This window comes from Neorhizobium fuzhouense (assembly GCF_042611105.1).
GTDB classification, from domain to species: Bacteria; Pseudomonadota; Alphaproteobacteria; order Rhizobiales; family Rhizobiaceae; genus Neorhizobium; species Neorhizobium galegae_A.
Genome location: NZ_JBHFFP010000008.1, coordinates 248,078 through 249,943, shown reverse-complemented (window position 1 = coordinate 249,943; position 1,866 = coordinate 248,078). Strand labels below are relative to the sequence as shown.

Genomic DNA, 1,866 nt, shown 5'->3' with positions numbered 1-1,866 from the left:
GATCGGCGACCGGCCATCCAGCTGACGTTCCGGGTGAAAGCTCAACAGCGCCTCGAGCACCGCAATCGACCGGTCGGAGAGACCGTAGACATCGCGAGCCTCGGTCAATGCGCGGATCAGCTGCCACTTTTCAGCCGTGCCCGTTTCGTTGCCGCCGCCACCATCGCGCAGCTTCTTCTGTTGCCCTTCGACCTGCGTCATCCGGGCGAAATTTTTCGCGCGCAAAGGCGCGCCGCCAAACGGCGTCGTTGCCAATCTTTCGGCCATGTTCCTCTCCGTCAGGAGGCAAGCGGCCTAAAACGACACCGTAGGCAACAAAATCCACGGTCGGAAACAGCATTGCAGCTGCCGACTCTTGACTTTGACGCGTGGAAGTGATTCTCTTGAATTGCTACATTGAAGAGGGCTTCCGAAATGGTAACGTTTTGGGGGCCTTTTTTTCTTGCTCTCGTTTCGTCCTTTCAAGCTTCGTCGGTCGCCCGGCAGCAAGGCCGGATTGTGCACAGACCATCGTTCTTCCGACGCTTTGTCTGTGCCTTCACGCTTTCACATCCTGCACGACGCACCCCTCCAGACCGGAACGGCCGCAGGGTTTCTGCAGGTAGTATGCCACCAGATCAGCACCTGGGGACGAACTCTGTTGTCGTTTCCGCTCAGCCGGTCTTTCGGGCCGCCAGAAACTCCTGGTATCTTTCACTCAAAAGGGCCGCGGCCTCGGTCAAGAAGGCATCGTCCACGGTCCCCTGAAACTCGATCCTCGGTGCCTTTCCATCACGGCGAAGGCGTGCAAAAACAACGCCTTGCGCATCCTTCAGCTCGAGGGGTTCAGCTGCTGGAGCGGCAGCCTTGCGCGGGCCTGCGGCAAGCGCTGCAAAGAGCGTTTGAAACCGCTGGTCGCTATCACTTAAGAGAAAATCCCGCTGTGAAACTTCCCCGTCCGCCACCGTCTGGCGCTCGGGTTCGCGCAGCAATTCGCCAAGCTTCATCCAGCGGTCGCGCCCGGCCTTCGGCGCGGCACCAATCAGGCGAATGTATTTTTCCGGCACGCTGTCCACCACCTGCATCAGGCGCGACAGCTCGCTTTTCTGCACCGACAGCGCTTCCCCGATCACCTTGCGGTCAAAGCCGCGGGCGGCCAGATTGCGGGCAAAGACGGCGCGTTCGATGAAGGAGAGGTTGCGGCGCTCGGCATTTTCCTTGCCCTGCGCCAGAACCAGCTCATCATCGGTGAGCGCCCGCACCACCGCCTTCACCTCGATGCCGAGGCGGGCGGCGGCCCGGATGCGGCGATGACCATAGGCGGTCTGGTAGCGGCCCTCGCGGGTGGGATGGGGGCGCAGCAGAACCGGCACCTGCTGGCCGCTGTCGCGCATGCTCTCCACGAGGCTTGCAAAATCCTCGTCGTCGCGGTCTTCCAGCCGCAACCGGTCCTCGACGAAGGAGGCCTCGATGCGGTCGGTCGCGACCGAAATCACCCGCTCGCCCTCCGACAGCGCCTGGCGCAGCGCGCGCACCTCATCGGCATCGCGCGACATCGAGCCGAGCGAGAGGCCCATGGCCTTCACGGCCCCCGATGCGCTGCGCCCTGACAGCAGCGACGGCGAAACCGGCAGCCGTGCGGCCTCGGGCGTTGCCGTTGGGGACGGCGCGTCCGGTGCGCCGTCATCGCCCTTGCCCTTGCCCTGCCCCGTGCCGGCCCCGTTACCGGATGACGGTCCCGCGGGTTGAGGCGTGCCCTGCGGCGCGGGCGCAAGCCCGCCCCCGAACAGGGCCTTCAACTCGTTCTTGCGGCTGCCAGCCATCACATCATGCCTTTCCGTCTCGCCATCCCGCGGTCACCAGCCCCAGGACGAATGAATCAGTGTC

2 protein-coding genes are annotated in these 1,866 nt (G+C 63.7%); both read right to left on the bottom strand.

Annotation, left to right across the window (positions count from 1 at the left end; translation table 11 throughout):
- A partial coding sequence (locus tag ACEXP3_RS16040) for a helix-turn-helix domain-containing protein (RefSeq protein ID WP_377298174.1) occupies nucleotides 1–267 on the bottom strand: 267 nt, incomplete at its 3' end.
- A 386-nt stretch (nucleotides 268–653) separates the two neighbouring features.
- Nucleotides 654–1,802 carry a plasmid partitioning protein RepB gene (gene repB, locus ACEXP3_RS16035; RefSeq protein WP_377298173.1) on the bottom strand — a complete coding sequence of 383 codons (1,149 nt, stop codon included), beginning with the start codon at nucleotides 1,800–1,802 and terminating at the stop codon, nucleotides 654–656.
- Nucleotides 1,803–1,866 lie beyond the last annotated feature (64 nt).